Here is a 23,844-nt window from a genome sequence, read left to right on the forward strand (position 1 = left end):
GATGAACGCGAACAGCAGCCCGACCAGGCCGAGCACGGTTTTCCTCTTCCGACGGACACTCCGCGCGACCGGTCCGGTCACACATCGTTCCCTCGATCGCCACTCGGCGGCTCTTCGCAACAAGGCCCTCATCGTGTGGCAGGTCACGAACCGAGCATCGGTGATCCCGCGCCCTTTTGGTCGTGCAGCTCGGAGGCGTCCGGGTGAGCGGAGCGCTGTCCACGTGGAGTGAGAAGACGCGGTGTAAGCCATCCGAATGGAGCAGTCGCCGTGATCATGCCGTGTCCACGGCGTTCACCGCGGTCGCGGACTTCTGCCGTGCCGTTTCGCCGGATTGGCGCTGCAGGCCTTCCGGGGTGGTGTTCCGGTTTGCGAACCAGGACACCACCCCGGCGTTCGCGGCCAGCCGAGGTGGACTCGGCCTTGCCGGAGGCGACACGAGGATCGCCTCCGGCAAGGCCCGAGCGGGAACGACTGCCGGTTCCCGGAGAAGTGTCAGTCGACGTCCATCGCATCGTCCTGCTCTGCTCGCCTGACGTCCTCCTGCTGTTTTTGCGAATTGGCGAGCCGGGCGCGCAGCTCCTGCGGCGAGATACCGAGGCGCTGGGCCATGGATTCCTCTTGGCGCTGGCGTGCGTAGTCCTCCGGCTTCTGGCCGGGCGCCGGTTTATCGGTGCGGTTGGCCTCGGCGGCCGCGTGGTTGTTGTCGTACTCCTGCGCCCTGCGCTCATCCGCCGGGGTCCGGTGGTCGTACGTCCGTTCGATGGCCGCGTCCTCCTCGGCCTGGGTCGGGTAGTGGCCGGAACGCGCGGTGTCGCGCGCCAGGTGCATTTCCGCGGTGGCCCGCACGTCCGGGCCGGGGGTGTGCGTCGTGCCGCCCTGCCGGTCGCTGTACTCGATCGGCCGGTCCCGCATGTGGTCGACCATGCGGTGGTAGGAATCGTCGGCGATCCGGCCCTGGGTGGTGCTCGCGGTCGGCCGGAAGCTGTCCCTTTCGGGTGCGGGCTCCATCGACGCCACTCGCTCCGGTTCGTTCGGCGTTTTGTCCTTGCTCACAAAAGCCGGGTTGGGCTCGGTCTTTTGCACGAAGCGCGGTTCGTCCGGGGTCTCGTCGTAGCTCTTCCAGTTCGGGTTCTTGTCGAGAACCGGCTTCATGTGCTGGTTGGCGTAGGTCAGCTGGTTCATCTGGATCGCGTTGCCCGGCCGCCCCTCCTGCACCGAGTTCTCGAGCGATTCGCGGTAGCCCCTGGCATCGACTCCCGAGCCGTCCGGCTCGACCCGGTTGCCGGTCCCGATGTTGTCCCGGTGCGCCTGGAAGGACTCCTGGTAGGCGGGCGCGTCGTCCTCGATCCGTTTGGCGGTGGCGGACTCGCCGCGCTTGAAATCGGGCGCGAGCGCGTGGTAGCCGATCGGGTGCTCGGACTGATGGGTGTGGTCGCCGTTCAGCTCGGGCTTGCTGTGCGGCCAGGTCGGGTCGTTCTTCATGTCGTCGTAGTACTCGTTGTTCAGCCGTTTCTGCTCGGCCTTCGTCTTGCCGTAGGTGCCGTCCGGCGGGACCCTCGGCGGGTTCGGCTTCTTCGGGGGCTTCGTGTACGGCGTCTGGCCTTGTTTGGCAGCCTTCTTCTTCGCCGCGGCGCACGGGGTCGCCTTCGGCATCAGGCCCAGCGGGTCGGCCAGCGCAGTCGGGTTGAGCACGTACGCCTGCGAGTCCGGGCCCGGGTCGAGGCCGAGCGGGTCGTGCGAGAGGTACCGGCCGGTTTCCGGGTCGTAGTATCGGTTGACGTTGTAGTGCAGCCCGGTTTCGGCGTCGTGGTACTGGCCGGGGAAACGCAGCGGGGTCGTCGCGCCACCGGCGGCGGAGAGGACTTTGCCCCAGAGTGTGGCCTGCCGGTGCCAGGCCACCTCGCCGCGCTCGTCGACGAGTTCGCTGGGCGCGCCGACGAGGTCGGTGACGATCGCGTGGAACCGTTCGTCCGCGGTGCCGAGAACGCGCTGGGTCTGGGCGAGCGCACGGCCGGTGTCGGGCGAGAACTCCCACACGGTCGCGACCTGCGGCCGTCCGGGTCCACTGTGGACCTGTTCGGCGATGGTGCCCCCGTCCCAGGCGAACTGGACCTGTTCGGTGATCCGGCCGTCGGCGGCGAGCCGTTGCTTGGCGACGCGGCGCCCGAGAGCGTCGTAGCGGTAGTGCCAGTGCTCGCCGTTCGGGGTGACAACCGCGGTCAGGCGGCTCTCGGCGTTCCACCGGAACTGCCACTGCGGGCCTCCGGCCCCCGTGCCCCGAAGCGTGGTGCGGCCTTCGGGGTCGTGGGCGAAGCGCAGCGCTCCCGCCGACGCGAGGAGCGTGCCGCGGTACTCCCGGGGTCCGGCGGACGGCGTGCCGGGAGTCTGCGCCTGGGCGATGGCGCCGGACGAGTGGTAGGCGTAGCTCTCCTGCCAGCCGTGGCCGGCGACGGAGCGGACCCGGCCACTGCGGTCGACCTCGAACGTCCGTGGGCCGGACAGCGCATCGGCGACCGAGGTGAGGTAGCCGTCGGCGAGGTAGCTGTATTCGCGGTGCTGCGTCGTGCGCGCGCCCGCGACGACGCTCTGCGCGGTGAGGTGGTCGCCGGAGTCCCAGCTCTGGCGCAGCTCCACGGCACCGAAGCGGCGGACGCGTTCACGGCCGGCCAGGTCGTGGTCGAATCCGATGGTGCGGCCCGCGGCCCGCAGCGCCACGAGGGTGCCGGCCGGACCGTAGTCGAAGCTCGATTCGGCACCGGACGGCGTGCGCCGCAGCCCGCGCCGGCCCAGCGCGTCGTACTCGGAACGCACCGGACGGCCGTCGATGGTTTCCGCCACCACCCGCCCGAGTGCGTCGTAGGCGAAGGTAACTTCGGCGTCCGCGTTACGGGCGGCGACGAGCCGACCGGCCGAGTCGTACGCGAAGGTCGCGACGTCGCTGCCGGTCGTGCGGCGGACGACACGGCCCATCGCGTCCCGTTCCAGCTGCGTGGTCTCTCCTGCGCCGTTGGTACGGGCGATGACATCGCCGACCGCGTCGTAGCGGTAGGTGAGTGTGCGGCCGTTGAAGTCGGTCTCGCGGACCAGGTTGCCGGCGGCGTCGTATTCGTAGCGCCACACGAAGCCTTGTTCGTTGGTCATGGAGACCAGCCGCAGCTCGGTGTCGTAGGCGAACTCGATGCGTTGCCCGTCCGGGCCTGTCTCCGCTACGGGCAGGTCGAACTGCGCGTACTCGGTGCGGGTCCGGTTGCCGCGCGGATCACTGCGGTCCTGGGTGTTGCCCGCCGCGGCGTCGCGCGACTGCCAGGTCGCGCCGTCAGGGCCGATCACCTCGGCCGGCTCGTCGCCGCCGGCCCAGCGGTACCGGGTGACCGCGCCCAGCTGGTCGGTGACGGAGGTGGTGCGACCCAGGTCGTCGTAGGTGTAGCGGACGACGGCGCCTTCCTCGTCGACGACGGTCAGGGGCCGGCCTGCGGGGTCGGACTCGATTCGGGTGGTGCCGCCGAGCGCGTCGGTGATCAGCGTGAGGTTGCCGCGTTCGTCGTAGTCGAAGGTGGTCCGGGCGCCGAGCGGGTCGACGACGGCGGCGGCCTTGCCGCGTTCGTTGTACTCGTACCGCCAGGTGGCGCCGTCCGGGCCGATCGCGGCGGACGGGCGGCCGAGCTCGTTGTACTCGGTCAGCGAGCGTGTGCCGTCCGGCGCGGTGACGGCCGTGACGCGACCGGCCTCGTCCCGTTCCCAGCGGGTCTGGCGGCCCAGCGGGTCGGTGCGGGTGAGCAGCCGGCCGTGCTCGTCGTACAGGAACGTCGTGGTGTGGCCGAGCGGGTCGGTCTCGGCGATCACGTCGAGCCGGTCGTCGAGGTGGAACCGCCGCACGGCGCCGAGCGAGTCGGTGACGGTGGTGACGAGGCGCTCGCGGTCGTACTCGATGGTGCAGTCGAGGTAGCCGCCGGTGCCGCTCGCGCGCACGACGCGGCCGGCGCTGTCGAACCCGTAGCCGTACCAGCGGCCGTTGACGTCTTCCCACCGGATGATGCGGCCGTCGGCGTCGTAGGTGAACCGCGTGGGCGTGCCGGCCTGGTCGACGATCTCGGTGAGCCGGCCGCGTGCGTCGTAGGAGTAGGCCGCCAGCACGGTGCCGTCCTGGGCGCGGAGCGCGGTGATCCGGCCGTCCGCGCTGTCGAACAGCACGCTGGTGCCGGAGGAGTGGACCATTGCGACGGGCACGCCGTTTTCGTCGCGGACCACCTCGATCCGGTTGCCGTCGCCGTCGCCGATCGTCGTGAGCGGACAGACGCCGGACCCGTTGTCGGTGAAGAACAGGGAATGCGACTGGTCGTCGTCGGTGACGAGATAGCCACCCTCGAACCGGGAGAGTGACCGGGCGGGGCCGGCGACTGGCAGCACAGGGTCGTCGGCCGGGACGGGATACGTCTGGATACTGCCGTCGGCCAGCGCGATGTGCAGGCCGTCGTCCCCCACCTCGATCCGCTGGTCCACTGTGGACGCCCAGGTTGGGCCGAAGAACCGGCCGGCACGGTAACACGACAGGTGCGTGCGCGAGACCTCCAGCGGTAGCGCGCCGGGCACGACCAGGTCGGTCTGGGTGAGCATCATCCAGCCGGTGGCGACGTCGATCGGGTCACCGCAGTCAGTGCGGTCCTTGACCGGGGTGCTGTTCTCGTGCGGATCGGCGTTGCTTGCCTTGAGGCTCTTCGTGTCGGGGGTGCCAGTGCTGTCGTCCTTGGGCAGGCCGCGACTCCCGCCGCCGAACGAGGGCACATCCCCGGCGGCTCCGGTACCGTCGGGCGACTTGGACGCGTGGGTCGCGTCGTCACCCGCCTTCGAGCCTGCCGGCGGGGCGCTGTCCTTTGACCCGTCACCGGTGTAGCCGGAGGCCTTCGTTCCTTCGTCGGCGCCGCCGGCTTTGCCGGCAGGTGGCGGCGTGTAGTCCCTCGAGCCGCCGCCGCTATAACCCGACGCCTTCGTTGCCTCGTCCGCACCACCAGCCTTGCCGGGCGGCGGCGTATAGTCCTTCGAGCCGCCGCCGCTGAAACCCGACCCCTTCGTTGCCTCGTCCGCACCACCAGTCTTGCCGGCCGGCGGCGTGTAGTCCTTCGGGCTGCCGTCGTAACCCGAAGCGTGGGTTCCGTCGTCAGCGCCCGACTTGCCCGGTGGCGGTGTGTAATCCTTCGGATTGCCCTGATAACCCGAGGCCTTCGTCCCACCCCCGGTGTCGCCACCACCCGACTTCGCGGGCGGCGCCTTCGGCGTTCCGCTCAGCTCCCCCGTCTTGCCCGGGCCCGCGATCTTCCCGCCCTTGATGTCCTTGAGGCCCTTGCCCACGTCTTCGAACAGCTGCCCCGTCTTCTTCAGCATCGGGGCCAGCGCCTTCAGCGCCTTGACGAGGCTCGTCACCAGCTTCGAGATCTGCGTCGCCGTCTTCGCGACGTTCTCGGCCACTTCGGGAATGACCCATGAGAGCCCGATGCCCAGCGTCGCCGCCACCTGCAGCGCCCAGCTGATCATGTGCCCGATCAGCTGCGAGATGATGTCGCGCACGAGCGTCCGCACGGCGGCCACGATCTCGCCGCCCTTCTTCACCCCGCTGGCCGCGCCCTCGCACCCCTTCGCCGCCGCCTGCAGCGACGCACTCAGATCCTGCGCCCGCTGCCGGTAGGCATCCGCAGCGGCGCCCGACCACGACTGCAGATCCGCGTTCACCTCGTCGGTCAGATCCGTCGCGACCGCGCCCAATTCCTTCGCGACGTTCGCCAGCGTCTCCGACTGCGCCTGGATCTGGTCCGCGTTGCCAGTCAGGCCGTTGAGCGCCTCTTTCAACGGCCCCACGTGTTCCAGCAGCCAGCCCACGCCGGCCGCCAGGGCCGCGCCGAACGGGTCCATCGCCGCCGACAACATGTCGAGCCCTGTCCCGACGGCACCCATCGCGACCGACGCCCAGTCACCCGACTCGATTCCCTGGGCCAGACTGTTCGCGTCCTCCAGCAGGGAGATTCCCGAATACGCCTTGGTCGAATCCTTCGTGGGCACGATCAACGGATTGCTCACTTCGACACCCCTCCTATGCCGGCGAGCGAAACTGCCGGGACAATCAGAAATTGAGAAGAAAGACAGGCACAATTCCGGGCGACAACGCAGCCGGGAACTCAGCCATTGTTTTCGGTCGGCATCAGCGACCGTCATGGCAATTCGCTCGTGGTTGCGGCCGGCCTGAAAAGCCGGCCGCAGCCACGGAATACCTCGACCCAGCACGACGTCCACTGTCCTCAGTGGACGTCGGGGATCACCAGGGGTTGTTGTCCTGCTCGTCGGGATCGATGCCACCCGGGCGGCGCGGGGCCGTCGGACCGGGCGGGGCGGCGGGCGGCGGGGTCGCGGCACCACCGGCCGGCGGCGCGGGCGGCGGCGGGGTCGGAGCCGGGGGCTCCGGCTCGCCCGGGCCGTCCTCGGCCTCTTCGAGGTTCGGGAAGCGGCTGCGGAGGTTACCCAGCATCAGGCTGCGGGTGTCCTGGTCCTCGTCGCCGAGGTTCTCGGTCATGACCTCGGCCACGCGCTGGGTGATGCCCGACTGGGCGCGCCGCATGGTGTCGAGCACCATGCGGGCCAGTTCCTCCGGCGGCATGGTCCGCGTCTTGGACCCGAAGACCAGGTCGGACACGACCCCGTCGGCGCCGACGGTGACCCTGACGGTGCCGTCGGGGCTCGACGCCGTGAGACGCAGCCGTTCGGTCTCCTGCTGGGCCGCCGCGTAGCGCTCGGCCTTGCGGGCGAAGCCCGCCGCCCACTCGTCCATCCGCCGGATCGCCTCGTCGGGGTCCCTGATCAGGTCACCCAACCCTCCCGCACTGGTCATGGTGTTCGTACTCCTCGATCTGCCTGCTGCTGAACTGTTCGGGTGGCGCCGGGCGGACCTCGCCCGGCGCCACGGTGTCACCCGCTACTCGGTGACCGTGCCGATCCGGAACGACGACGGGTTCACCACGGGCTCGTCGGGCACCGTGGTGCCGACCCGGAACCTCGGCTGCTCGGGCGCGAGCGGCTCCGCGGCCTCCCTCGGCACCGTCGTACCGATGCGGGGCGACAGCGGCTCCTGCAACGGCTCACTCGGAATCGTCGTCCCGATGCGCGGCGACAGCGGCTCCTGCAACGGCTCACTCGGAATCGTCGTCCCGATGCGCGGCGACAGCGGTTCGCTGCCGGACGGGTAGCTGCTCGACGAGTAGCCGTCCGAGCCCCCGTTGGTCAGGCCCGCGGCGTCGTCGCTGCCGGCCAGCTGCTTGAGGAACGGCTGCGCCTCCTGGGAGTCGCCGTCCTGGTACGCCTGCGCCGTGGTGCGGACGTTGTCCGCCGTGGTCTGCATGCCCTCGGCCGCGGCGCTCACCGCGTCCTTGGCCTGCTGCCCCGTCGGGTTCACGATCGGCGGGAGAAACGCGCACAGCAGGCCGTAGGCGTCGTCGCTCAACGCGTAGTCCGCCGCCTGCACGGCGTTGTTCAGCCGGTCCACGAGCCCGTCGAGGTGGCTGGCGTGCGCCGTCAGCTCGTCGGGTTCGACGTCGAAGCCTCCGCTGGTCATCCCCGCCTCACTTCCAGTCCTTGTTCTTCCAGTCACCGATCACCGGCGGCGCGACGACCTCGTCCGGAGCGAAGAAGCTCGGGTCGTCCGACTCCACGTAGTCGGCGATCTTGTGCTCCTTGTCCTCCGGGCCCTTGCCGCCCTTCTGGCCCGCACCCATGCCGCCCATGCCCGGCGACCCGGCCGCGCCCTTGGCGCCCGCCTGCGCGGCACCGCCACGCGCGGCCAGCTCCTCCTCGGTCGCCGCGGCGCCGGAACCGGCACCCGCGCCCGCCGCGGAGCCCGCGCCACCGAGGCCCGCGCCCTTGATGCCGGCGCCACCACCGATGCCGCCGATCCCGGCACCACCGGCACCGCCGCCACCGCCGAGGCGGCTGCTGATGCTCTCGCCGTTGATGCCGCCACCACGGCCGATGGTCGGGATCTTGCCCGAGCCGCCGCCGATGCCGCCACCGGAGCCGCCGAGCGAACCGCCGCCGACGCCCGTGCCAGGGTTGAACGGCGGCGGGGTGAAGCCCGTGCCCGAACCCGAACCGCCGCCCAGGCCACCGCCGCCGACACCGCTGCCCGGGTTGAACGGCGGCGGGTTGAAGCCGCCTCCGCCGCCGACCCCGCCACCGGCGGGACCGTCGGGCACGTTCAGCGGCGGGGGCGTGAAGCCCGAGGTCTTCGTGGTCTCGTCGGCCGGCAGGCCGGAGCCGCCGCCGAAGCCGCCGCCACCCAGGCCACCGCCACCGACGCCACCGGGGCCGTCGGGCACGTTGAGCGGAGGCGGGTTGAAGCCACCGCCACCACCCGCACCGCCGCCGGCGCCGCTTCCGGAACCGCCGCCGAGGCCGCCGCCACCGACACCACCCGGGCCGTCGGGCACGTTGAGCGGAGGCGGGTTGAAGCCGCCGCCGGCGCCACCGCCGGCACCGCCACCCGCGCCGCCGCCGGCAGCACCCCCGGCACCGCCGCCCGCGCCACCTCCGGCGCCGCCGATCGGCAGGCCGTCGGGGCCGATCGGGCGCCCGTCGGGGCCGACCGGGAGACCTTGGCTCCCGGCACCGCCACCGCCGGCGCCGCCCGCGCCGCCGCCGCCGTTCGCGCCGGTCGAGCCAGGAAGCTTCGGCGGAGCCGCGAACGCCGGCGTGACGACGGCCGCGCCGATCGTGTGGTCGTACTGCGTCATCAGCTGCGCCGCCTGCTGGCGCGCGGCCTGCTGCTCGGTGAAGGTCGCCATCGCCTGGGACGCCTGCGCGGCGTACTCGGTGGGGTCCTTGATCTGCTGCAACTGCGCGTTGGCCTGCTGCACGTCGAACTGCACCGGTGGGTTCGCGGCCATCGCGATCTGCGTCTCGTTCAGCGCCTGGGAGTGGATCTCCTGCTGGCGCCCGGCCAGGGTCGCGCCCTGGGCGGTGGTGCCGAGCCACTTGCCGACGTTCGCGAGGTGCTCGCGCGCCGCGTCGCCGCCGGCGCCCTGCCAGTTGCTCGTGCTCGCGTTGATCGCGTTCGCGAGGTTCTGCTGGTGCGTGGCCAGGTCGTTGCCGACGCGCACCCACTCCTCCGACGACTCGGCGACGGTGGCCGAGTTCGCCTGCTGGGTGATGGCCTGCTGCATCTGCTCGTGCGTCGCCTGCGACCAGTCGGTGTAGGGCGCGCCGTCGTTCTGGCGCAGCTGGAGACCGTCGTGGAGCTCGGACTTCGCCTCCACGAGCCGCTGCTCGTAGAGCTCCTGGATCTTCTGGTTGCGCACGTTCGGGTCGACGACGGGGCCGAGCCAGCCCTGGGCGATCTCGTCGTCGATCTCCTTGGTCGCCTCGGCGCGGATCTGGTCACCGGAGGCGACGTCGTCCGGCTTGACCGGGCCGACGTAGTACTTCGACGACGAGTCGGCCGTCACGTCGTAGTAGGGGCTGTGCGGGTCGTAGTCCGGTGACGACGGGTCTGAGACCGCCGAGGTGGACGGGTCGGTTGTCGTGGCCACGAGATCCTCCTCAGGTCAGCTCGTCGACGGGGAGACGGTTGATCGTGTCGCGCGTCCCGGCTTCGGTGTTGCTGTAGTTCTGCTTCGCCAGCTTGATCGCCTCGACATACGTCGGGAACTCGTCGCGCGCGGCCTGCAGCTGCGTGAGCAGGCCCTGGGCGTCGCTGGCGGTGTTCAGCATGTGGGTCGACACCCATTTGCCGGTCGCGGTGGAGGACATGGCCGGGGCCGTGCCCAGCTTCTGCAAAGCGTCCCACCGCGCCTGAAGGGTGTCGATCACACCTTCGAGCGCTTGGATCATCTGGTTGCCGGTGGTGTCGTCCACCGCGAAACTTCCGGTCTGCGCCAATCGCTTCAGCTCGGTCCCGGACAACTGCGGCATCACTTCACGCGCAGTCATCTTCGCCGGGGTCGCGTCGTCGGCCACCGGGTCTCCCTCCTCTTGGTGCGCGCGCGTCAGTAGACGGCGGCGATGGCGTTCTGCACGGCGCGGGCCACTTCGGACCGCCCTGCGGGGACGTACTTCGCGCTCAGTTCACCGGCCTCGCCGGCGGTGGTGTGGACCAGGTAGCGGCCGTCCTGCGTGTCGAGCCAGCTCAGCGGGTCGGCCGCACGCAGCTCGCCGTGCCGGCCCCAGCCGGTGACGGTGAGGTGGCCGCCGCCGAGGCGCGGCGCGGCCATGACGCGCTCGAGCACCTCGGTGCTGCCGGGCGTCGGCGTCACGCGGGGGTCGGTGCGGCTGGGCCGCACGGTCCCGCGGACCTCGATCATCCCGAACGCGTCGGTCTCTTCCTCGTCCTCGGCCGCCTCGGCGATGCGCCGCGCGGTCATCGCGGACACGGCGCGCGTCGCCTGCCGGCTGACCGTGTGGGCGCCGGTCGTCGCGGCGCGCGCCGGGGGCAGCACGCCGGTGACGACGTCGACGAGGTCCTCGTCGGCGAAGAGCGAGAACAGCAGTTCGTCGGTGCGCGGGTTCTGCGTGATCCCGAGCGCCTGCCGGCCGTCGCTCAGCGCGAGCACCGCGATGTCGGCGCCGACACCGTCGACCCCCGCCACCGCGACGGAGACGCGCGGCCGGGCGAGCAGCCCGAACGCCGTCTGCACATGGGGGCTGAGCTCGCCGTGGGTGGAGAGCCGCTTGTCCTCCATCGCCCGGTAGACCTGAGTCGCCACGCGGACGAACCGGATGGGATCCGAAGGCACCGTGCCGATTCGCAACGGGTACTGGCGGATGTCACCGCCGGTTGCCTGGCTGACCACAAGAGCTTCGAAGACGTCGAGAACGAACTCGAACCTGTCCGCCATACCCGAGAGCTTCCTTCCCCACGGCGGGTCGTGCACGGCGCTGCGCCGCGGTCCGGACACCTGCGCCAAAAGGGGCGCAGATGTCACTGATCGGAGCGTAGCAGTCCTGGTGTGGCGGGAAATCACCACTCGAACCGGTGCCCGAAAGACCATCCGTCCGTGTCAACCCGGGCACGGCCTTCGTGCCCTTCCGCACCCATCACGTGGGCCGGAGCCGATTCGGTTCACCGCTGCCGGGAAAAAGTTCGCGGACTTCCCAGGAGGCGCCGAAACGGGGTTCGTTCAGGTTCGTTCCGGCGGCCTCAGCCCAGCCGTGCCTGGTACACGCGGAGGTTGAGCCGAACCAGTTCCAGCAGTGGTACGGACACCCCGAGCGCGTGCGCCCGCTCCACGAGGTCGCCGAAGATCTGCTCGCCCTCCACGGGCAGCCCGGCCGTGAGGTCGCGGTACAGCGAGGGCGCGCGCGGGGAGCCGACCTCGGTCACGGAGCCGCGGGCGTTTTCCAGGGCGGCCGCGTCCAGCGGGTGCCCGGAGGCCGCCGCGACGGCCGCGCACTCGGCGACCACGGCCTCGGCGAACGCGATCCCGCCCGGCTGCCCGGCGACGTCGCCGACGGTGCCGCGCATGAGCGAGGTCACGGCGCCGATCGAGGCGATGAACACCCACTTCGCCCACATCGCCGCCGTGATGTCCGGGGACAGCGCCGTGTCGAAGCCCGAACCCGACAGCAGTTCGTGTACCTCGGCGAGCCCGGCCGGCGCCGGCTCGGTGCGGGCGCCGTAGGTCAGCGACTGGAGGTCGAACAGGCGGCGGATGTCGCCGGCACCGTCCACAGTGGTCATCACGATCGCGACGCCGCCGAGCACCCGCTCCTCGCCGAAGCGGGCCACGAGCGCGTCGAGGTGGCGCAGGCCGTTGAGCACCGGCAGCACGAGGGTGTCCGGCCCGACCGCCGGCGCCACGTCCTCGATCGCCTGCTCGAGCCCGGCGGCCTTGACCGTGAACAGCACGAGGTCGTACGGCTCGGTGAGCTCGCCGGCGCGCACGAGCTTCGGGGTGAGCACGGTCTCCTCGCCGAGCCCGGTGATCCGCAGGCCGCGTTCCATCAACGCCGCCGCGCGCCCGGGGCGCACCAGGAAGGTCACGTCCCGGCCGGCCTGCACCAGCCGGCCGCCGAAGAACCCGCCGGTCGCACCGGCACCCACCACCAGGATTCGCTTCGCGCTCGTCACCCGTCCGACACTAGGCCCCTGGCTTGCCTAGGACAAGTCAGGGTCGGCGCAGTCACACCTCGAGCTTCGCCGGGGTCTTCGGATCAGGCGCCGACGACGCCGTCGACGCCCTCGCGCAGGAAGTCGGCGTGGCCGTTGTGCCGGGCGTACTCGTGGATCAGGTGCAGCATCACCAGCCGCAGGGAGACGTCCTCGCCCCACCGCGCGTTGTACGCGACGACGTCGAGCGACTCGGCGGCCGCCTCGATCCGCCGCGAGTGCTCGACCTCGGCCTGCCACGCGGCGAAGGCCTCGGCCCGCGTGCCGTCGGTGGCGTCGTAGGCGGCCTGGTAGTCGCCGTCGGCCGACCAGACGAGCGGCACGTCCTCGCCGCCGATCACGCGACGGAACCAGGCTCGCTCGACCTCGGCGAGGTGGCGCACGAGCCCCAGCAGTGACAGCGTCGAAGGCGGCATCGACTGCCGGCGCAGCTGCTCGTCGGAGAGCCCGTCGCACTTCATCGCGAGTGTCGCGCGGTGGAAGTCGAGGAACGCGCGCAGCATCTCCCGCTCCCCCGCGATCGCCGGCGGCCCGATCCGTTCCGTCGCCACGGCTCCCCCTTAACCCGATGGCCCGTCCGGCCTCAGGCTACCGGCGCGTCGAGGTGCTCCAGCAGGGCCGCGACCTTGTCGTCGAGCTCCCGGCCGACGGCCGTCACCGCCGGGTTGCCGAAGCTGCCGAAGCGGCTGCTCGGGAGGTCGACGGTGAACCACGTGGCACCGTCGGCATCCTCGTGGATCGTGGTGCGCAGGGGCGCGTAGAGCATCACGCCGGGCTCGTGGACGAACATCCGCTGCGCGATCGTGTGGTTGCCCATCAGGTACTCCGTGCACGGGCGCGCGGGTGCGGCGAGGCTCATCAGCGCGCCGACGTCGGTCTCCCAGTACCGCAGGAATCCGAAGGGCGCACTCGCGTCGGCGGCCGCCCGGACGTCGGTCCAGCTCGGGCCCTCGGCCACCAGCCGCGCCAGCTCGTCTCCGGGCAACTTCGGCACAGCCTCTTCGTACCGCGCGCGGAACTGCGCGAACGGCGCCGCTACCGGCACCTCCAGCCGCACCGCCTCGTGCGCGACCCGGCGTACGGACATGAGCCCTCCCGTTCCCTGTGGACTGCCTGCTGTGGACTGTCTGTTACGGACTGTCTGTTACGGACTGTCTATTGTGGATTGGCGCGGCGGCAGATCTCCAGGAACACCAGCGGGGCCAGCACGAGACAGCACCCGCCGACCACGGCCGCGACGAGCACGGTCGCCGCGGCCAGCCCTTGCGCGAGCGAGAGCAGGCCGACGACGATCACCGGGCCGCCGAGGCCGAGGTAGCTGACCACGAAGTAGCTGCCGATCACCGCGCCGCGTTCGGCCGGCGGCGTCACGACGGTGAGCTCGGCCAGCGCGCCGGTGAACACGAGCCCGTGGCCGGTTCCCGTGCCGAGCATCGCCGGCACCACGAGCCAACCGACGCCGGCCTCGTTCGCCACGACCAGCAGCGCCAGGCCCGCGGCGAGCACGACGAGCCCGATCGCCTGCGCGGACGTGGGCGCGAGCCTGCCCGCGCCGAGCTGGACGAACCCGGACGTGGCGATCATCAGCGTCAGCGCGCCCGCCGCGATCGCGAGGTTCGCCGAGCCGAGCAGGCCCGACACGAGCGAGGGCACGACGGCGGAGAACATCCCGAGCACCGCCCACGCCAGGAACGAGCACGCGCCGGCGATGACGAACGTCCGCCGGACCACGGGCGGCACGCCGAGCCGCGGCCGCCACCGGCGTTCCGCTCCCGAGCCCGCGGCGCGCGGGGTCCGGACCACGAGCAGCACCACCAGGCCGACGGCCACCGCGTGGACCAGGAACGACAGCTGCCGCGGCAGCGGGCCGTACTGCGCGAGCAGCCCGCCCGCCAGCGGGCCGAGCGCGAGCCCGAACGTGACGCACGCCGTCGCCGTCCGCGCGGCCCGGCGCTGGCCGCGCGCGTCCTGCCCGGCGCTGTCGTTGAGCATCGCCTGCGCCGCCGCCGCGCCGGCACCCATGCCGAGCCCCTGCAGGACGCGGGCCAGGAACAGCCAGCCCGTGCCCGTGGCGAGCACGAAGACGAGGTCGCCGGCGAGGAACGCGACGAGACCGCACAGCATGAGCGGCCGGCGCCCGACGGCGTCGGACAGCGGCCCGGCCACCAGCAGCGCCGGCACAATCACCGCCACCGCGACCGCGTAGAGCAAGGTCTGGATCATCGCGGAGAAGCCGAACGTGGTGCGCAGCAAGGCATACAGCGCACTCGGCAGGTTGTTGCCCACGTACAGCGCGGCCAGCGTCGCCGCACCGGCGGCGAACGCCCCGCGCGCGGCGGAAACGGGCACCTCCGCCAGACGTGGCTGCGACATGCCCGCACGGTAGAACGTTGACTTGTTCCGCGCAAGCCAGCTTCGGGCCGCGAGAACGACCGAGGGGCGCCCGGCGGGTGCGCGGACGCCCCGGGAAACGGGTTCAGCTCACGGGTTCGGCGAGCGGCACGGGTTCGGGCGAGCGCCACGGCCGGTACCAGCGCATGTCCTCGCGCCGCATCGGTTCGCCGCACCCGTCGCACGTCGTGCCCGGGCGGGTGCGCGCCCCGCAGGCGTCGTGGACGATCAGCATGGGTTCCGCGGGCGGGTCGGACCGGGTGTGCTCGTCGCCCCACTCGGCGAGGGACAGCAGTACCGGCAGCGCGTCGGCGCCGGCCTTCGTCAGGCGGTACTCGTGACGCGTGCGGCCGCCTTCGCGGTACGGCACGCGCGTGAGCAGTCCCGCTTCGGTGAGTTTGGCGAGCCGGGTCGTCAGCACGTTGTCGGCGATGCCGAGCTCGTCGCGGAACTCGTCGAAGCGCGTGGTGCCGGTGGTGGCGTTGCGCAGGATCAGCAACGTCCACGGTTCGCCGAGCACGTCGACCGCCCGGGCGATCGGGCACGCGTGTCCGGACCACTGGATGCGTCGGGCCATCACCGCTCCCTTCCTTCCGCCGCACCGCGTTCGCTGGCTTTCGCGGCGCAAGCCGTCACCGACCGTAGCACGGGACGAGCCGGACTGGACCATTCGGCCGAGCACAGCGGCTTCACAGCAACACACAGGAAACAGACAGGTGGAATCCGGTGCAACGCAGGGGTTCCGCGGCGTTGTCCCGGTATGGCAAGACGGCTGAGATGGACGCTCGCCGCCGCGGGGCTCACCGCGACGGTCCTCACGACAGCGGTCGTCGTCACCGCGAGCACGCGGCACATGACGACGATGCCCGCGGCGCAGACGCTGCCGCCGCCCTCGTCCTCGCCGCCGACCACGAGCGAACCGCCGACGTCCTCGACGACCCCGTCGGCTCCGGCCACCTCGGAGACTCCCCTGCCCGACCCCTCGGTCGTGGCCGACGACGTGACCGACGCGGTGAGCGCCGCGTCGAAGGGCACGAAGGTCGGGCTCGCGGTGTACGACACGAAGACGGGCAAGACCCTCGCGCTCGCCGACCCGGAAACCCCGTATTACACGGCTTCCGTGGTGAAGCTGCTCATCGCGCTCGACTCGCTGTACGACGACGGCACCTGGCAGGTCCCCACCGACGACACCGCCGACGAGCTCACCGACATGATCTCCGGCAGCAACGACGCCGTCGCCGACAAGCTGTGGGAAGCCGACGGCGGGACCGCGATCGTCGGGCGGATGGCCGACCTCATCGGGCTTTCGCACACGCTCGAACCGACGGACCCGGGCCAGTGGGGCATGACGAAGATGAGCCCCGACGACGTGGTCACCACCTACCGCTACCTCACCGACACCGTGCCCGACGCCACGGCACAGCCCCTGCTCACCGCGATGGCCGACGCTCGCCAGCCCGCCGACGACGGCTACCCCCAGTACTTCGGCATCCCCGACGGCCTGCCCGGCGCGACGTGGGAAATCAAGCAGGGCTGGATGATCCTGCGCTCGGCCCTCGTGCTCAACACCACCGGGATCGTCGACTCGCGCTACGTCGTGGTGCTGCTGACGCAGCAGCCGGCCGCCACGTCGTCGGCGAAAGGCCGCGCCGCGGTGACCGCGGGCATCAAGGCCCTGGCGCCGGCACTGGCCGCCTGGACCGCGGGCTGACCGGTCGGCGGCCGGAAGCTCTCAGTCGGTCCGGACCACGGCCCGCCGGGCCCGGTCGATGTCCGGACCCCGGTACAGCCGCTCCGGAATGGACGCCAGCGTCGACTCGCGCACCTGCGGGCCCAGGCCGTAGAGCTTCTGGAAGCTCATGATCAGCGGGCGCCACGCGTCGGGGTCCACGTGGTCCTCGGTGCCGGGCAGGCGGATGTCGTCGTGGACGAAGACGCGCTGGACGCGGACCTCCAGGCCCAGGACGGAGCCGTGCTGGGCCTCGTCGTCAGCGGCGAAGGGGTGGGTGGCCTCGAGGACGGCCTCCATGGCCACCGGGCACTCGGCCACGCGCGGCGGCGCGACCGTCTCGGACGGCACCGGGGTGAGGCCCGCGCGGCCGAACTTGTCGGCGACGTGGAAGTAGCCGCGCTGCTGCTTGCCCGGTGGCACCGGGTCCGAACCCGTCGTGAGCGCGAGCTTGTCGACGGCCGCGGCGAGAGCGGAAGAAGGCAGGTTCAGCACGCATTCACGCGTGCGGAGCAGGTTCTGGGTGGTCTTCGAGCGCGCGCCCAGGCCGAGCATGGCTCGCCAGCCGAGCCAGAACGCCGAGGACATCGGGGCCAGGTTTGCCGAACCGTCCTCATTGGTCGTGGAGATCAGCACCACGGGGGTGCCGAAGTACAGGATTCCGGGCTCGATGGCCGTGTGCAAGGGAAACGTCGTGGTCACGTCCCCCAGTCTGCGCACGCGAGGGCCCCACGGCTGGCGGGAAACGGACGTCGCGATCACGCCCGTTCCCCGCCGGCCGCACGGTTCAGGCGATGCCCGCCGCCAGCAGTGCGCGCCGCGTCAGCACGCGTGCGAGGTGCCGGCGGTACTCCGCCGACGCGTGAGGCTCGTCGGGCGGCGAGGTGTCCTCGGCGGCGAGCGCCGCGGCCTCGTCGGCCGAAGCGCCGTCGGCCAAGGCTTTCTCCGTCGCCGCGGCCCGCAGCGGGGTGCCGCCGAGGTTGATCAGCCCGACGGACTTGCCCACCACCGCGACGCCCACGATCGCCCAGTCGATGTTGCGGCGCGTGAACTTCTCGAAGCCCCAGCCGAGCCCGGCCTGGCTGGGCAGGCGGATCTCGGTCAGCAGCTCGTCCGGTTCCAGCGGCGTGGTGAACGGGCCCAGGAAGAACTCCGCGGCCGGGATCCGCCGCTCCCCCTCCGGGCCGCGCGCGACGAGCACGCCGTCGGACGCGAGAATCACCGCGGGCAGGTCGGCGGCCGAGTCGGCATGCACCAGCGAACCGCCGAGCGTGCCGCGGTGGCGCACCTGCGGATCGCCGACGGCGCCCGAAGCGTGCGCGACGAGCGGCGCGTGCTCGGCGAGCACGGGGTCGCCTTCGAGGTCGTGGTAGCGCGTCAGCGCGCCGATCACCACCTCGTTCCCGTCGAGCCGCACGAACTTCAGCTCGTCGAGCGGCGCGATGTCCACGACGATCTCGGGTGCCGCGAACCGCAGTTTCATCAGCGGCAGCAGCGAATGCCCGCCGGCGAGCAGCTTCGCGTCCTCGCCGTGCTCGGCCAGCAGCGCCAGTGCCTCGTCCACAGTGGACGCCCGGCGGTAGGAGAACTCGGCGGGGATCACCGGTCCACCTCCTGGCCCGACGCTTCGACGACGGCGCTCACGATGTTGTGGTAACCCGTGCAGCGGCACAGGTTCCCCTCGAGCGCCTCCCGGACCTCGCGTCGCGACGGCCGCGGGTTCTCCTTCAGCAGCGACACCGACGCCATCATCATCCCCGGCGTGCAGAAGCCGCACTGGAGCCCGTGCTGCTCGCGGAACGCTCGCTGCACGGGGTGCAGCTCGCCGTCGTCACCGGCCAGACCCTCCACTGTGGTCACTTCGTGGCCTTCGGCCTGCGCGGCCAGCACCGTGCACGACTTCACCGACTCGCCGTCGAGCAGGACCGTGCAGGCGCCGCACGAAGTGGTGTCGCAGCCGATGTTCGTGCCGGTGAGCCCGACGGTGTCGCGCAGGTAGTGCACCAGCAGCGTCCGGTCCGGCACCTCCCCGGCCGTGGTCCGGCCGTTCACCTCGATGGAGACCCGCACGTCAGTCCGCCTTCCTCACGTCGTTCAGGGCCGCCCAGACCCGCATCGGGGTGGCCGGCATGTCCAGGTGCCGCACGCCGAGGTGGGCGAGCGCGTCGACCACCGCGTTGTGCACCGCCGGCGTCGACCCGATCGTCGCGGCCTCGCCGATCCCCTTGACGCCCAGCAGGTTCCGGGTCGTGGGCGTCGCCATGTCCACGAGCTCGAAGTCGGGCAGCTCGGTCGCGGTCACGAACGAGTAGTCCGCGAGCGTGGCCGTGGTCGGGTTGCCGTCGTCGTCGTAGTTCACGACCTCCAGCAGCGCCTGCGCGATGCCCTGGCCGAGCCCGCCGTGGCGCTGGCCGCGGAAGGTCAGCGGGTTCACCACCGGCCCGGCGTCGTCGACCGCGACCAGCCGCCGCACCTCGACCTTGCCCGTCTCCGTGTCGACCTCGACCACGGCGAGGTGCGCGCCGAACGGGAACGTCGGCTTGCCGTCGCCGAACCACACGTTCGCCGACAGCGCCGTGCTCTCGGCCGAGGACACGACCCGCGCCCAGTCGAGCGTGGTGCTCGACGGCGCGCCGCGCACCTGCCAGACCCCGCGCTCGGTGTCGAGCTCCAGGTCCTCGGGCGCCGCCTCGAGCAGGTCGGCCGCGAGCTCGCGGGCCTGGGCGATCACCTCGTCGGCCGCCTGCCGGATCGCCGAGCCGCCGAGCTGCAGCGACCGCGAGCCGAACGTGCCGACCGCGCGCGGGACCTCGTCGGTGTCGCCGTGCTTCACGGTGATCTTTTCCAGCGGCACGCCGAGCTGGTCGGACAGCAGCATCGCCAGCGACGTCGCCAGCCCCTGGCCGTGGGGCGAGCTGCCCGTGTAGGCGGTGACCGAGCCGTCTTCGTGGATGTCGACGCGGCCGCTCTCGCCGCTCGCGTCGCCGCCGGTGATCTCGACGTAGGCCGCGATCCCCAGCCCCAGCGCCACCGGGTCGCCCGCGGCGCGGCGCAGCTCCTGCTCCGCCCGCAGCTCGGCGTAGCCCGCGGCTTCGAGCGCCTTGTCCAGCGCCGCCGCGTACTCGCCCGTGTCGTAGTCCCCGCCGGTCGGCGTGGTGTACGGGAACTCCTCCGGGCGGATGAAGTTGACCCGCCGCACCTCGGCGGGATCCATCCCGATCTCGGCGGCGAACAGGTCGATCGCGCGCTCGACCGCGGCCGTCGCCTCGGGGCGGCCCGCGCCGCGGTAGGCGGCGATCGGCGTGGTGTTCGTGACCACGCAGCGGCTGCGCGTCTGCACCACCGGGAAGCGGTACACGCCGGGCGCCATCATCTCGGTCAGCGTGGGCAGGAACATGGCGCGCGGGTAGGCGCCGCTGTCCTGCACGACGTCGATCCGGTACGCGAGCACCGTCCCGTCGCGCTTCCCGCCGATGGTCACGGTGTTCTGCTGCGCGCGGCCGTGGGTCATCGCCGTGAGGTTCTCGCTGCGCGACTCGGTCCACCGCACCGGCCGCCCGACGGCCCGCGCGGCCCAGCCGAGCAGGCTCGCCTCGGGGTCGGCGCCGATCTTGGCGCCGAAGCCGCCGCCGACGTCCGGCGCGATCACGCGCACCCGTTCCTCGTCCAGCTCAAGGGCGCTCGCCACCGAAGTCCGGGCGATCTGGGCGTTCTGCGTGGACAGCCACAGCGTCAGCCGCCCGTCCTCGCCCCACGCCGCCGATCCGCCGCGCACTTCGAGCGACGCCGGGGCCACGCGAGGGTTGAGGATCGTCTGCGTGACGACGGCGTCGCAGTCCGCGAACACCGCGTCGTCGAACTCCGCGGCGCCGTTCACCTGCATGACGTTGCCGGTGTCACCGGCACCGGGGAACAGCTCGGTCTCCCCCGCCAGCGCGGCGTCGATGCTCGCCACCGCGTCGAGCGGGTCGTAGTCCACGTCGACCAGCTCCGCCGCGTCGGCCAGCTGGTAGCGCTCTTCGGTGAGCACCAGCGCGACGGGTTCGCCGACGTAACGCACGACGTCCGTGGCGAGGAACGGTTCGGTGACGGGACCGGTCTGGCGAGGCGCGAGGTCGAGGTCCGCCGCCGTGAAAACCCCGACGACTCCCGGTGCCTGCTTCGCCTCTTCGGTGTCGATGCCGGAGATGCGCGCGTGGGCGATCGGGCTGCGCACGAAGACCGCGTGGACCGCGCCGGTGAGCGCCGCCTCCCGCAAGTCGTCGACGTACGTTCCGCCCGAGGTGATCAGCTTCTCGTCCTCGACGCGCACCACGCGGGTGCCGACAATGCTCATCTGGCCTCCTGCTCGGGTACCCCGCCGATCATGCCCCCTGAGGTACCCGCGCGTCAGCCTGGTCCGGCAACGAATCCGCTGCGATCAGCCGGCGTACGCCTCCCGCGCGAGCACCACCGCGAGCACGAGCCCGCCGGCCGCGATCGCGATCCGCAACGGGGTCGCGGGAAGATACCGCACGAGAATCGAACCGAGCCACGAACCCGCCACCGAACCCAGGCACACCGCGAGCGCCGCGGGCCAGAGCACGCGGCCGGTGAACGCGAAGACGGCCGCGGCGATCAGGTTCGCCGTGCCCGTGGCGATGTTCTTCGCCGCGTTCGTGCGGGCCAGCGGCTGTGTCCACACGGTGGTGAGCAGCGCGAGCATCAGAACGCCCGCAGCGGCACCGAAATAACCGCCGTACACGCCGACGAGAAACGCCGCGGCGCCGGTGACCGGGCCGATGCCGTGGCGCTCCGAGCCTTCCGCCAACCGGCGCAACCGCGGACCCGCCAACAGGACCACCGACGCGCCGCCGATCAGCCACGGGACCACCACGGTGAACGCGCCGGGCGGCGTCAGCAGCAGCACGAGCCCGCCGCACCCGCCGCCGGCCGTGGTGATGAGGCACAGCGGCAGCAGGCGGCGCCACTGCCCTTTCAGCTCGGGCCGCGCGCCGGCGGCCGCGCCCGCGGTGGTGCCGAGCATCGCGACGGTGTTGGTCATGTTCGCGACCACCGGCGGCATCCCGGCGGCCAGCAGCGCGGGGTACGACACGAGCGAGGCCAGTCCGGCGGTGGCGCCGACGAGGCCGGCGCCTGCTCCGGCGAGCAGCAGGAGGACGAACTCGCCCGCGTCGATGATCACGCCCGCCATCAGAACACGCGTTCTCGCGCCGCCGTATAGGTTGTTATACAAGTCACTTCCGGTTGAACGGACACCGCCGAACGGACGCCCGGCGACCGGCGGACAGGCGAGTACGTTGAGGGGAAGGCAACCCGCCCGGTGCTCGGATTCCCCTTGGAGGACCGATGCGCGTCACGATCGCGGAGGTCGCCCGCCGAGCGCGGGTGAGCAAGACGACCGTGTCCCGGGTGCTCAACAACAAGTCCGACGTGGACGCCGCCACCGCCGTGCGCGTGCGCGAGGTGATCGCCGCGACGGGCTACATCCCGAGCGCCGGGGCCGTCGGCCTTGCGAGAGGCCGGACCCGGCTCGTCGGGGTCCTCGTGCCGGGCCTCTCGCCGCCGGGTGTCGGCGAGGTGTTGCAGGGAGTGGCCGACGTCGTCGAGGCGAGTGACCACGGCCTGCTCCTGAGCACCGCCGCCCGGGGCGCGGACTCGCTCGAGCGCTTCACCCACCAGGTGCGGGCGCACGCGTTCGACGGGCTGCTGCTGCTCGACCCGCCGGCCGCCGTCACGGACAACGACGCGCTGCGCGACTCCGACTTGCCCGTGGTGGTGGTCGACGGGTCGCGTTCCGCATTCCCTTCGGTGACCGGCGACGACGCCGCGGGAGCGGCCGCGGTCGCCCGGCACTTCCTGGCGCGCGGCCGGCGCCGCGTCGCCGTGGTGACGGGTCCCGACGAGCACGCGGCCGTCCGGCTCGCCGGATTCCGGTCCGTTCTCGAAGAAGCCGGTTCACCGCTCACCGGGAACGCCGTCACCGAGGCGGTTTCCACCGCGGCCGGCGGCCGCGCGGCGGTGCGGCGGCTCGTCGCCTCGGGCGTCGGGTTCGACGCCGTGTTCGCCTGTGACGATGTGGTGGCCGCCGGTGTCCTCACCGGACTGCGCGAAGCCGGCCGCACTGTGCCCGGGGACGTCGCCGTGGCCGGGTTCGGCGACCAGCCGCTCGCGGCGTTCACGCAGCCGCCACTCACGACCGTGCGCCGGCCGCTGCGCGCCCTCGGGGAAACGGCGGCCCGCCGCCTGCTCGGCAAGCTGACCGGCGACTCACCGCTCGACGGGATGACCGTGCTGCCGACCGAGCTGGTGGTGCGGGAGTCGGCGCCCTGACGCGAACGACGTCCGATGTGGACGGTTTCAGCTGGCGAGGCCGGCGTGGCCGAACCCGGCGGGCAGCACCAGGCTGTGCCCGGTGTGCTCGACCTTCGCGCGCAGGTACCTGACGTTGGTCTCCGTCGCGAACACCCCCGTGCGCACGCGGTCGCGCACGTCGAGACCGTGGGCGGTCAGCTGCGCGGCCTTGTCGGGGTTGTTCGACAGCAGGTCGAGCCGGCTCACGCCGAGCGCGGTGAGCATCTGCGCGGCGGCGGTGTAGTCGCGGGCGTCCTCGGGCAGGCCGAGCGCCGCGTTGGCCTCGTAGGTGTCGAGGCCGCCGTCCTGCAGCGCGTACGCGTCGAGCTTGTTGTACAGGCCGATGCCGCGGCCTTCCTGGCGCAGGTAGAGCAGGTAGCCGCCGGTCTCGGAGATCCGCGCGACCGCTTCACGCAGCTGCGGGCCGCAGTCGCAGCGGGCCGAGCCGAAGACGTCGCCGGTCAGGCACTCGGAGTGCATCCGCACGAGCGGCACCGGGCCCGGCTCGCCGAGCACGAACGCGAGGTGCTCCAGCCCGTCGGCGAGGCCGCGGAACGTCACGGCCTCCGCGTCGACGGAGACGTCGTCGCCCAGCCGCAGCGGGATCCGCACCCGCGTACGCACCTCCGCCACCGTCGCCATCGGCTACTCCGTTCTCCCAGGTGGTTCAAATTCGAACCACGACTTGATCGACCCTACAACATGGTTCAAATTCGAACAACCTGCGTTACCATGGGCGCATGGCCGACCCCCGATGGCTCACGGATCGCCAGCTGAAGACCTGGCAGGCCTTCCTGGCGGTGAGCTCGCAGCTCACCCGTCGCGTCGAACAGCAGCTTCGCGACGACGCGGGGCTTTCGCACCCACAGTACGAAGTTCTGGCGCGCCTCGCCGCCGCCGGCGGCGCCCTGCGCATGACGGAGCTGGCGGGCGCGGCTCTCACGTCCAAGAGCGGGCTGAGCTACCAGGTCGGCCAGCTGGAGAAGACCGGGCTCGTCGGGCGCCGCTCGTGCGAGTCCGACGACCGCGGCGTGATCGCGTTCCTGACCGATCTGGGCTGGTCACAGCTTCGCGAGGCCGCCGCCGGGCACGCCGCGCTCGTGGGCGAACTGCTCGTCGACACGCTGACGCCCGAGCAGTTCGGCGCGTTTAGCACCGTGCTCGACACCCTGGAGTCCCGGCTGCGCGGCGCCCAGGCGCCGCAGCGAACCGCCGTGTGACGCTCGGC

General features: G+C 71.9%; 19 protein-coding genes and 1 pseudogene. 3 read left to right on the forward strand and 17 right to left on the reverse strand.

What is annotated here, in order from left to right:
- Positions 1-495: 495 nt before the first annotated feature.
- The 11 genes and pseudogenes from AB0878_RS05480 to AB0878_RS05530 all read right to left on the reverse strand — a co-directional run bounded on the left by AB0878_RS05480 (position 496) and on the right by AB0878_RS05530 (position 15,110).
- Positions 496-6,072 carry an RHS repeat-associated core domain-containing protein gene (locus AB0878_RS05480; RefSeq protein ID WP_366576786.1) on the reverse strand — a complete coding sequence of 1,859 codons (5,577 nt, stop codon included), beginning with the start codon at positions 6,070-6,072 and terminating at the stop codon, positions 496-498.
- A gap of 235 nt (positions 6,073-6,307) precedes the next feature.
- Complete coding sequence (locus AB0878_RS05485) at positions 6,308-6,877, reverse strand: YbaB/EbfC family nucleoid-associated protein (protein ID WP_366576788.1); 570 nt, start codon at positions 6,875-6,877, stop codon at positions 6,308-6,310.
- A 429-nt stretch (positions 6,878-7,306) separates the two neighbouring features.
- Positions 7,307-7,597, reverse strand: a pseudogene (locus AB0878_RS05490) (type VII secretion target); the annotation flags it as partial.
- Positions 7,598-7,604: 7 nt separating this feature from the next.
- Positions 7,605-9,566, reverse strand: coding sequence for a hypothetical protein (locus AB0878_RS05495; protein ID WP_366576790.1), 1,962 nt, complete (start codon positions 9,564-9,566; stop codon positions 7,605-7,607).
- A gap of 10 nt (positions 9,567-9,576) precedes the next feature.
- A complete protein-coding gene (locus AB0878_RS05500; protein ID WP_366577000.1) occupies positions 9,577-9,966 on the reverse strand; it encodes a hypothetical protein in 390 nt (129 codons plus the stop codon).
- Between the two features lie 56 nt (positions 9,967-10,022).
- Positions 10,023-10,871 carry an ESX secretion-associated protein EspG gene (locus AB0878_RS05505; protein WP_366576792.1) on the reverse strand — a complete coding sequence of 283 codons (849 nt, stop codon included), beginning with the start codon at positions 10,869-10,871 and terminating at the stop codon, positions 10,023-10,025.
- 302 nt (positions 10,872-11,173) lie between these two features.
- Positions 11,174-12,103, reverse strand: a complete 930-nt coding sequence (locus AB0878_RS05510; protein WP_366576794.1) for a 2-dehydropantoate 2-reductase — start codon at positions 12,101-12,103, stop codon at positions 11,174-11,176.
- Positions 12,104-12,186: 83 nt separating this feature from the next.
- Positions 12,187-12,693 carry a DinB family protein gene (locus AB0878_RS05515; protein ID WP_366576796.1) on the reverse strand — a complete coding sequence of 169 codons (507 nt, stop codon included), beginning with the start codon at positions 12,691-12,693 and terminating at the stop codon, positions 12,187-12,189.
- Between the two features lie 32 nt (positions 12,694-12,725).
- On the reverse strand, positions 12,726-13,229 hold the full coding sequence (locus AB0878_RS05520) for a DUF302 domain-containing protein (protein ID WP_366576797.1): 504 nt from the start codon (positions 13,227-13,229) through the stop codon (positions 12,726-12,728).
- Between the two features lie 68 nt (positions 13,230-13,297).
- Positions 13,298-14,515, reverse strand: a complete 1,218-nt coding sequence (locus AB0878_RS05525) for an MFS transporter (RefSeq protein ID WP_366576799.1) — start codon at positions 14,513-14,515, stop codon at positions 13,298-13,300.
- 103 nt (positions 14,516-14,618) lie between these two features.
- The gene (locus AB0878_RS05530; RefSeq protein WP_366576801.1) at positions 14,619-15,110 is read right to left on the reverse strand and encodes a helix-turn-helix domain-containing protein; all 492 of its coding nucleotides are present in this window, start codon (positions 15,108-15,110) and stop codon (positions 14,619-14,621) included.
- 183 nt (positions 15,111-15,293) lie between these two features.
- On the opposite strand from AB0878_RS05530, the gene AB0878_RS05535 reads away from it, so the two are divergent.
- Complete coding sequence (locus tag AB0878_RS05535; protein ID WP_366576802.1) at positions 15,294-16,244, forward strand: hypothetical protein; 951 nt, start codon at positions 15,294-15,296, stop codon at positions 16,242-16,244.
- 21 nt (positions 16,245-16,265) lie between these two features.
- Here the strand turns inward: AB0878_RS05535 and AB0878_RS05540 are convergent, their stop codons facing one another.
- The 5 genes from AB0878_RS05540 to AB0878_RS05560 form a co-directional block, all read right to left on the reverse strand.
- A complete protein-coding gene (locus AB0878_RS05540) occupies positions 16,266-16,964 on the reverse strand; it encodes a flavin reductase family protein (RefSeq protein WP_366576803.1) in 699 nt (232 codons plus the stop codon).
- A gap of 85 nt (positions 16,965-17,049) precedes the next feature.
- Complete coding sequence (locus tag AB0878_RS05545; protein WP_366576805.1) at positions 17,050-17,865, reverse strand: xanthine dehydrogenase family protein subunit M; 816 nt, start codon at positions 17,863-17,865, stop codon at positions 17,050-17,052.
- Positions 17,862-18,332: a (2Fe-2S)-binding protein gene (locus AB0878_RS05550; RefSeq protein WP_366576807.1), complete on the reverse strand. Its 471-nt coding sequence runs from the start codon at positions 18,330-18,332 to the stop codon at positions 17,862-17,864. Before AB0878_RS05550 ends, AB0878_RS05545 begins: the two co-directional genes overlap by 4 nt.
- A gap of 1 nt (position 18,333) precedes the next feature.
- A complete protein-coding gene (locus AB0878_RS05555) occupies positions 18,334-20,598 on the reverse strand; it encodes a xanthine dehydrogenase family protein molybdopterin-binding subunit (protein ID WP_366576809.1) in 2,265 nt (754 codons plus the stop codon).
- 84 nt (positions 20,599-20,682) lie between these two features.
- Positions 20,683-21,447 (reverse strand): sulfite exporter TauE/SafE family protein, encoded by a 765-nt coding sequence (locus AB0878_RS05560; protein WP_366576810.1) that lies wholly within the window; start codon positions 21,445-21,447, stop codon positions 20,683-20,685.
- Between the two features lie 164 nt (positions 21,448-21,611).
- Between AB0878_RS05560 and AB0878_RS05565 the strand changes: the two genes are divergently transcribed.
- Positions 21,612-22,595 carry a LacI family DNA-binding transcriptional regulator gene (locus AB0878_RS05565; RefSeq protein ID WP_366576812.1) on the forward strand — a complete coding sequence of 328 codons (984 nt, stop codon included), beginning with the start codon at positions 21,612-21,614 and terminating at the stop codon, positions 22,593-22,595.
- A 27-nt stretch (positions 22,596-22,622) separates the two neighbouring features.
- On the opposite strand, the gene ribA is transcribed toward AB0878_RS05565, so the two are convergent.
- Complete coding sequence (gene ribA, locus AB0878_RS05570) at positions 22,623-23,258, reverse strand: GTP cyclohydrolase II (RefSeq protein ID WP_366576814.1); 636 nt, start codon at positions 23,256-23,258, stop codon at positions 22,623-22,625.
- A 98-nt stretch (positions 23,259-23,356) separates the two neighbouring features.
- Here ribA and AB0878_RS05575 point away from each other — a divergent pair, with 98 nt between their 5' ends.
- Positions 23,357-23,836 (forward strand): MarR family winged helix-turn-helix transcriptional regulator, encoded by a 480-nt coding sequence (locus AB0878_RS05575; protein WP_366576816.1) that lies wholly within the window; start codon positions 23,357-23,359, stop codon positions 23,834-23,836.
- The last annotated feature ends 8 nt before the right edge of the window (positions 23,837-23,844 follow it).

The sequence above is a fragment of the Amycolatopsis sp. NPDC047767 genome, from assembly GCF_040704195.1.
Lineage (GTDB): Bacteria > Actinomycetota > Actinomycetes > Mycobacteriales > Pseudonocardiaceae > Amycolatopsis.

Bases quoted from the DNA above. Each gene is read 5' to 3' on its own strand.
- AB0878_RS05485 (WP_366576788.1), bottom strand. From the start codon at position 6,877: ATGACCAGTGCGGGAGGGTTGGGTGACCTGATCAGGGACCCCGACGAG.
- AB0878_RS05500 (WP_366577000.1), bottom strand. From the start codon at position 9,966: ATGACTGCGCGTGAAGTGATGCCGCAGTTGTCCGGGACCGAGCTGAAG.
- AB0878_RS05505 (WP_366576792.1), bottom strand. From the start codon at position 10,871: ATGGCGGACAGGTTCGAGTTCGTTCTCGACGTCTTCGAAGCTCTTGTG.
- AB0878_RS05520 (WP_366576797.1), bottom strand. From the start codon at position 13,229: ATGTCCGTACGCCGGGTCGCGCACGAGGCGGTGCGGCTGGAGGTGCCG.
- AB0878_RS05525 (WP_366576799.1), bottom strand. From the start codon at position 14,515: ATGTCGCAGCCACGTCTGGCGGAGGTGCCCGTTTCCGCCGCGCGCGGG.
- AB0878_RS05530 (WP_366576801.1), bottom strand. From the start codon at position 15,110: ATGGCCCGACGCATCCAGTGGTCCGGACACGCGTGCCCGATCGCCCGG.
- AB0878_RS05535 (WP_366576802.1), top strand. From the start codon at position 15,294: ATGGCAAGACGGCTGAGATGGACGCTCGCCGCCGCGGGGCTCACCGCG.
- AB0878_RS05555 (WP_366576809.1), bottom strand. From the start codon at position 20,598: ATGAGCATTGTCGGCACCCGCGTGGTGCGCGTCGAGGACGAGAAGCTG.
- AB0878_RS05565 (WP_366576812.1), top strand. From the start codon at position 21,612: ATGCGCGTCACGATCGCGGAGGTCGCCCGCCGAGCGCGGGTGAGCAAG.
- ribA (WP_366576814.1), bottom strand. From the start codon at position 23,258: ATGGCGACGGTGGCGGAGGTGCGTACGCGGGTGCGGATCCCGCTGCGG.
- AB0878_RS05575 (WP_366576816.1), top strand. From the start codon at position 23,357: ATGGCCGACCCCCGATGGCTCACGGATCGCCAGCTGAAGACCTGGCAG.